The organism is Nonomuraea deserti, assembly GCF_004348685.1.
Taxonomy (GTDB): Bacteria; Actinomycetota; Actinomycetes; order Streptosporangiales; family Streptosporangiaceae; genus Nonomuraea; species Nonomuraea deserti.
This window is the reverse complement of sequence record NZ_SMKO01000314.1, coordinates 1-6,918: the sequence shown is the minus strand read 5'-3', so window position 1 is coordinate 6,918 and position 6,918 is coordinate 1. Positions and strand designations below refer to the sequence as shown.

The following is a 6,918-nucleotide window of genomic DNA, read 5'->3' as shown; positions in this document are numbered from 1 at the left end:
GGGTCAGGCGGTGACGGGCGCGCCGGAGTCCCTCGCCGCGAGCAGGGAGGCGTGGGTCGGGGCGTCGGGCACCTCGGCGGGGCGGCCCTTGGCGAACTCCTCGCGCAACACGGGCACGACCTCCTCGCCGAGGAGGTCGATCTGCTCCAGCACCGTCTTCAGCGGCAGACCCGCGTGGTCCATGAGGAACAGCTGCCGCTGGTAGTCGCCGAAGTGCTCCCTGAACTTCAGCGTCCTGTCGATGACCTGCTGCGGGCTGCCCACCGTGAGCGGCGTCTCCGCGGTGAACTCCTCCAGCGACGGCCCGTGGCCGTATACGGGGGCGTTGTCGAAGTACGGGCGGAACTCCCGCACCGCGTCCTGCGAGTTCCTGCGCATGAACACCTGGCCGCCCAGCCCGACGATGGCCTGCTCGGGCGTGCCGTGACCGTAGTGGGCGTATCGCTGCCGGTAGAGGTTGATCAGGCGCATGAAGTGCTCCTTCGGCCAGAAGATGTTGTTGGCGAAGAAGCCGTCGCCGTAGTAGGCGGCCTGCTCGGCGATCTCGGGGGTGCGGATCGAGCCGTGCCACACGAACGGCGGCACCCCGTCGAGCGGGCGCGGCGTCGAGGTGAAGCCCTGCAGCGGCGTGCGGTAGCGGCCCTCCCAGTCGACGACGTCCTCGCGCCACAGCCGGTGCAGCAGCGCGTAGTTCTCGATGGCCAGCGGGATGCCCTGCCGGATGTCCTGGCCGAACCACGGGTAGACCGGCCCGGTGTTGCCCCGGCCCATCATGAGGTCCACCCGGCCGTCCGCCAGGTGCTGCAGCATGGCGTAGTCCTCGGCGATCTTCACCGGGTCGTTGGTCGTGATGAGCGTCGTGGCCGTGGAAAGGATCAGCCGTTCCGTCCTGGCCGCGATGTGGCCGAGCATGGTGGTCGGCGAGGACGGCACGAAGGGCGGGTTGTGGTGCTCACCCGTCGCGAACACGTCGAGGCCGACCTCCTCGGCCTTGAGTGCGATCGTCACCATCGCCTTGATGCGCTCGTGCTCGGTCGGCGTCCGGCCCGTGGTGGGGTCGGTGGTCACGTCGCCCACGCTGAAGATCCCGAACTGCACCTTAGTCACCATCCATGACTGTTGAAAGTTTGACGATAGAGGTAGCGCCGAAGCCCGTCCCGATATTCCATCATCCGCCATCACCCGCGGACGAGCCCCGAGCGGAAGACGCCGGCCGCGGAGACGAGGGTCAGAGCGCGTTGACGCCGGCAGGCCCGTGCACCCGCCGGTGCGCGCCGCGCCCGGCGACCGCGATCATCGCCCGCGGGATCACGCCAGGCTCGTCCCCGTCGGCTCTGGGCGGATCTCGGTGAAGAGCCTGAGCCTGGCCGGCCGCAGCCGGTGCCAGGTCGCGGATGGCCAGCGCAGCGCGAGCGACGGCAGCCGCGCCTCCAGCACGATCTTCAGGTACGGGCGGCCGGAGCGCCCCCCGGGCACCTCCGCGCACAGGGCCGACACGCGCGCGAAGGCCCGCCGCCGCCCCAGCCGCAGGCTGCTCTGCCCGCTGACCTCCTGCGGCAGCCGGCTCGCAGGGAGCTCCACCGCCTCCCACACCAGCTCGGGCGGCTCTTCCCGGTACGGCAGCGGCAGTGGGAAGCTCAGCGCGAAGCCGGCCAGCGATCCGGCCGGGCGCAGGTAGATCGAGCCGTGGAACGACGGCAGCGTGTGCAGGAGTCGCGTGCCCATCGAAACGAGCCCTTCGCTGGCGTCGACGTCGATCCGCAAGAATCTCGGGTCGGCGTAGGAGGCGTCCGGAGTGGATGGCAAGGGGAATCACCTCGTGCAGGAAGAGAGCGTCAGCTCGGCTCAGAACATGGCTACCTAAAAGACGCTTTACGACGCGAAAATGTGACAAAGCAGCACCGTAGGGCGGGCGAAGGCGATCCGCTCACCGTTCCTGGTCGGTGACCCAGACGGCGATCTGGGTGCGGGAGGTGAAACCGAGTTTGGTCAGAATGTGCTCGACGTGTCCCTCGGCGGTGCGCTGCGCGATGACCAGGGTGGCGGCGATCTCCTTGTTGCTCATGCCGCGGGCCACGAGGCGGGCGATCTCCATCTCGCGACGGGTCAGCGGCTGTGCCGAGGCGGTTCTGCCGGCGCGGGACGCGTGCTCTTCCAGCGCGTACGCGAGCGCCTCGTCGTAGGAGAGCCGAGAGCCCCGCCTGACGGCCTCCTCGAACTTCGCCTCGTCGAGCGCCTCGCGGATGCGTGCCTCGGAATCGTCGTAGTGGCGCAAAACGTAGACATATTCGAGCGGCATGACGTCGATCATCCGGCGGACGGTCCGGAGCGCGCCCAGCAGCACGGCCGCCCGCTCGTGCCGCCCCTCGGAGGCGGCGATCCACACCAGCACCTCCATGTTGAACCTGACTCCCAGCAGGTCGTCGATGGTCCGCTGGAACCGCAGGCTCTCCTTCGCATACGCCGCCGCCCGCCGGGTGTCGCCGTGGCGGCAGCTCTCGACGCCGAGCGCCATGTGCGCGTAGGACCTGACCCAGCGTTCGCCGTGGGTGTCGCAGAGCGCGATGCACCGCTCGCCCGCGGAGAGGGCACGTGCCGAGTCGCCGCGCAAGGAGCGGGCCAGGCAGGTCCAGACGAGGGAGAGCGCGAGCCCCATGTGGTCGCCCACCGCGCGGTGGAGGGCACCGGCTCTCTCGTAGCAGGTGACCGCGGGCTCGGGATCGCCCCGGTACATCCTGATCATTCCGGAGCAGAGCGCCGCGTACGCCTGCACCGACTCGTCGCCGAGCCTCGCGCCGATCGCCCCGGCCTCGCGCAGCATCGTCTCGGCGGAGTCGACGTCGGCCTGGATGATGGCCAGCCAGGCGCGGGACCACAGGGCCCGGGCGTACACCTCGTCCGGCTCGGGGGCCGCGGCCAGCCCTCGGTCCAGCCACTCGCACCCCTCGCCCAGGTACGCGCCGGCCGCCCACTGGTGGAACAGGTCGGCGGCCATGGCCAGCCCGGTAGGGGCCTCCTGGGGATCCGCGAAGCAGTACTCGAGAGCCCGGCGCAGGTTGGCGTGGTGGGCTCGCAGCCTGGCGGACCACGTCACCAGGGAGGGTCCGAAGACGTTGGCGCGGTAGCCGGCCGCGAGGCCGCGGAAATAGTCGCGGTGCCGCCGCCGCAGCGCCGCCTCCTGCCCCATCGCAGCGAGCCGCTCGCGGCCGTACTGCCTGATGGTCTCCAGCAGCCGGTAACGCACGGTCGGCACCGCGGGCGACCGGTCGTCGCGGACGAGCACTGACTTGTCGATCAGCCCCGCCACGAGATCGATGACCTCGTCGCGGTCGATGCCGTCGCCGGAGCACACCGCCTCCGCGGCCTCCAGGTCGAGGCCGCCGGCGAACACGGAGGCGCGGGCCCACAGCAGCTGTTCCTTCTCGGTGCACAGGCTGTGGCTCCAGTCGATCAGCGCCCGCAGCGTCTGCTGCCGCGGCATCGCGGTCCGCTTTCCCGCGGTGAGCAGCTGGAACCGGTTGTCCAGGCGGGCCATCAGCTGCTCGATGGAGAGCGACCGCAGACGTACGGCCGCCAGCTCGATCCCGAGCGGGATGCCGTCCAGGTGGCGGCAGATCCGCTCGATGACCTCACGGTTGGACTCGGTGACGGTGAAGCCGGGCAGCACGGCCATGGCCCGGTCGGCGAACAGCCGCACCGCGTCCGGGTGGGTGCTGACGGATCCCGCGCGCGGTCCCGACGGGTCCGGCTCGGGCAGCGACAACGTCGGCACGGTCAGCACCTGCTCTCCCGCGATGCCCAGCGCCTGCCGGCTGGTGGCCAGGATCCGCAGGCCGGCGATGGAGCGCACCATCGTCTGGGCGACAAGGGCGCACTCGTCAAGGAGATGCTCGCAGTTGTCGAGGACCACGAGGATCTGCTGGTCAAGCAGCCGCTCGATGAGGGTGTCCATCGGCGGGCGTGCGGACTGGTCCCGGATCTCCAGGGCGCTGACCAGCGCCCTGGGAAGCAGCTGCGGGCTCTCCAGCCCGGCCAGCTCGACCAGGAAGACACCGTCGCGGAAGGCCGGCCTGGCCTCCGCGGCGACCCGCAGGGCCAGCCGGGACTTGCCGACGCCTCCGACGCCCGTCAGCGTCACCACCCTGGCCGCGCCGAGGACACGCCGGACCTCGGCCACTTCGCGCCGGCGCCCCACGAAACTCGTCACCTCGACCGGCAGCCGGGACACCGGTCGCCCCTTGGAGATGGTCGTCGTCACCACAGTCACCATTGCCCTGTAACCGGTTCGCGCCAGCGGATCAGCGTGAAATGGACCAGACCTAACCAGGTTATGTGGCGGCCGATTCGAAATCTGTCTGCGGTGCGGTGAGACGACGGTTGCTGCTCGCGCGACCCGGACCCTCCCCCGCGGCTTCCCCCACCGGGGGGAGGCGGCGCAGCCGGGTCGTTCCTAGCGTGGTGGGGCGTGATGAGAGAGCTCCGGATCGCCGGTGCCGTCCCGTCGATCGCCGTGGCGGCCTTGGGGCTGCAGTGGCGGACGACTCAAGGCTGTCCCTCGGCGCGCGACCGGGTCACCGTGTCGCTGACGCACCCGATCCGGCTCACACGCGACACCACATGACACGTTCGAGGGGTTCCCGATGAGATCGAGCAAGTACAGGACGCGCCGCGCGTGGCGCCTCGTCCCGGTGGCCGCGCTGGCCCTGGCACTCGTGCCGGCGGCACAGAGCAGCGCGACGACGGGCCCGCGTGCGGATCTGCAGCGGTCACTTGACGCCATCGTCCAGGCGGGGGCGGTGGGCGCGCAGGCGGAGGTGATCGACACGCGGGGGCGGTGGCGCGGCGTCAGCGGCACCGCAGAGCTGGGCGAGCGGCGGCCCGTGCCCGCGCAGGGCCGCTTCCGCATCGGCAGCACCACCAAGACGTTCACGGCCACCGTCCTGCTCCAGCTCGTAGCGGAGCAGCGCGTCGGCCTGGACGACCCGGTCGAACGCCACCTGCCCCGCCTGGTGCCAGGTGGCCGCGACATCACCGTCCGCCAGCTGCTCAACCACACCTCCGGTCTACGCGAGTACCTGGAGGACACCGACGCGCTGCCCATGAGGGGCGAGGGGTTCCTCACCAAGGTGCGCTTCGCCACGTACACGCCGGAGCGCCTCGTGCGCATGGCCGCCGGCCACCCGCCCTACTTCCCGCCCGGGACCGACTGGCACTACTCCAACACCAACTATGTCCTGGCCGGCCTCATCATCGAGAAGGTCACCGGCCACACCTACGCGGAGGAGGTCGAGCGGCGCATCCTCCGGCCGCTGCGGCTCAGGCACACGTCCGTTCCCGGCACGCGGACGGCGATCCCGGGACCCCACGCCCACGGCTACCTGAAGGTCGCCGAACCTGGCGGGAGCGTGCGATCCGTCGACGTCACGCGCCTCAACCCGTCCTGGGCCGGAGCGGCCGGTGAGATCATCTCGACCACCGGTGACCTCAACCGCTTCTTCGCGGCCCTGCTCGGTGGAGAACTGCTCCCGCCCGCGCAGCTGGAGGCCATGAAGACCACTGTCGAGACCGGGAGTCCCGACGGCGGCAGGGACGGTCTCGGCGTGGTGCGGCTGCCGCTGGAGTGCGGGGTGACGGTGTGGGGCAAGGACGGCGGCATCCAGGGCTTCTCCACCCAGTCGCTGCACTCGGAGGACGGACGGCGGCATGTGTCCCTGTCGGTCACGCACCGCGACTTCTTCGGCGCGGACTACCAGCGGGTGATCGCCGCTCTCCAGCGGGCCGCTACCGCCGCCTTCTGCTGACAGAGAGCGTGAGAACGTCCCGGCGGTACGCGCTGTTCAGGGGGTGAGCTGGGCGCCGCGGCCGTGCCTGTGCTGGGCTTCTCGGTGCCGCCTCACACGGATGTGGCCCCCGGCGGCGACGCACAGGTCCTCGACGGAAGCGGGGATTCGGATGTCCCGACGCCACGGGCGACCGGCTTGGGCCGGTCGCCCGCCGGACGGCTACCCTTCGGCGGTCTCGCCGAGGGCACGGCCGTGCGTCTCGGGTGCCATGGCCAGGGAGACGACCGCGCCCACCGAGCTGATGACCCCGACGACGAGCATCGTGGCGGAGACGGCGGCGCCGTCGAGCAGCGTGGGGATCCCCGGCCGTCTTCGCGGAATGGCCCGCCGGCGACCCGCAGGCCTCCACGGTCCTCGTGTACGGCCACCACGACGTGCAACCGGCGGGGCCGGCCGACTTGTGGGACACGCCGCCGTTCGAGGCGAGCGTCCGCGGCGACGCGATCCACGCCAGGGGAGCCTCGGACGACAAGGGCCAGATGCTGATGCACGCTCTCGGCCTGGGGGCGCATCTCGCGGCGGGCGGACGCGCAGCACCGGCGGTCAACCTGAAGATCCTCGTCGAGGGCGAGGAGGAGTCGGGCTCGCCGCACTTCCAGACTCTCATCGAGACGTACGCCGGGCGGCTGTCCTGCGACGTCGTGGTCAATTCCGACGCCAGCATGTGGTCGAAGGACGTGCGCACCACCTGCACGGGCATGCGCGGAATGCTGGCCGCCGAGGTCGTCTTCCGCGGCCCGGACAACGACATCCACTCCGGCTCCTTCGGCGGCGCGGTGCCCAACCCGCTCACTGAGCTGTGCCGAGCTCTCGGCAGGTTGCACGACGACGACGGCCGCGTGGCCGTCCCCGGCTTCTACGACGGCGTCGCCGATCTCGGCGACGCCGAACGCGAGTTGTTCGCCAGGCTCCCCTTCGACGAGGGGGAATGGCTGGCCACCGCGGGTTCTCGCGCCACGCACGGCGAGCGCGGGCACGCCCTGACCCCGCTCAGCCATCCGGCGGTGGGAGCGGTCACCCGCGCACTCGGACGCGCCTTCGAGCGCGAGGTGCTCTACACCCGGGAGGGCGGGTC

At 71.1% G+C, this 6,918-nt stretch carries 5 protein-coding genes and 1 pseudogene; 3 read left to right on the top strand and 3 right to left on the bottom strand.

All coding sequences use genetic code 11. The features are described 5' to 3' along the window. Window positions 1–3: 3 nt before the first annotated feature. The 3 genes from E1292_RS48755 to E1292_RS48745 form a co-directional block, all read right to left on the bottom strand. Window positions 4–1,098: an LLM class flavin-dependent oxidoreductase gene (locus E1292_RS48755; protein ID WP_132606615.1), complete on the bottom strand. Its 1,095-nt coding sequence runs from the start codon at window positions 1,096–1,098 to the stop codon at window positions 4–6. A gap of 210 nt (window positions 1,099–1,308) precedes the next feature. Further along, window positions 1,309–1,806 carry a hypothetical protein gene (locus E1292_RS48750; RefSeq protein WP_132606614.1) on the bottom strand — a complete coding sequence of 166 codons (498 nt, stop codon included), beginning with the start codon at window positions 1,804–1,806 and terminating at the stop codon, window positions 1,309–1,311. Between the two features lie 121 nt (window positions 1,807–1,927). After that, on the bottom strand, window positions 1,928–4,258 hold the full coding sequence (locus E1292_RS48745; RefSeq protein ID WP_246090983.1) for an ATP-binding protein: 2,331 nt from the start codon (window positions 4,256–4,258) through the stop codon (window positions 1,928–1,930). A gap of 207 nt (window positions 4,259–4,465) precedes the next feature. Between E1292_RS48745 and E1292_RS52045 the strand changes: the two genes are divergently transcribed. The 3 genes and pseudogenes from E1292_RS52045 to E1292_RS48735 all read left to right on the top strand — a co-directional run. Continuing rightward, window positions 4,466–4,621, top strand: coding sequence for a hypothetical protein (locus E1292_RS52045; RefSeq protein WP_165975155.1), 156 nt, complete (start codon window positions 4,466–4,468; stop codon window positions 4,619–4,621). 19 nt (window positions 4,622–4,640) lie between these two features. Next, the gene (locus tag E1292_RS48740; RefSeq protein WP_132606612.1) at window positions 4,641–5,801 is read left to right on the top strand and encodes a serine hydrolase domain-containing protein; all 1,161 of its coding nucleotides are present in this window, start codon (window positions 4,641–4,643) and stop codon (window positions 5,799–5,801) included. Window positions 5,802–6,139: 338 nt separating this feature from the next. Beyond that, window positions 6,140–6,823 (top strand): annotated as a pseudogene (locus E1292_RS48735) (M20/M25/M40 family metallo-hydrolase); the annotation flags it as partial. Between the last annotated feature and the right edge of the window lie 95 nt (window positions 6,824–6,918).

What these genes read in the sequence shown, in the direction of transcription:
- E1292_RS48740 (WP_132606612.1), top strand. Translation starts at nt 4,641, where the DNA reads ATGAGATCGAGCAAGTACAGGACGCGCCGCGCGTGGCGCCTCGTCCCG.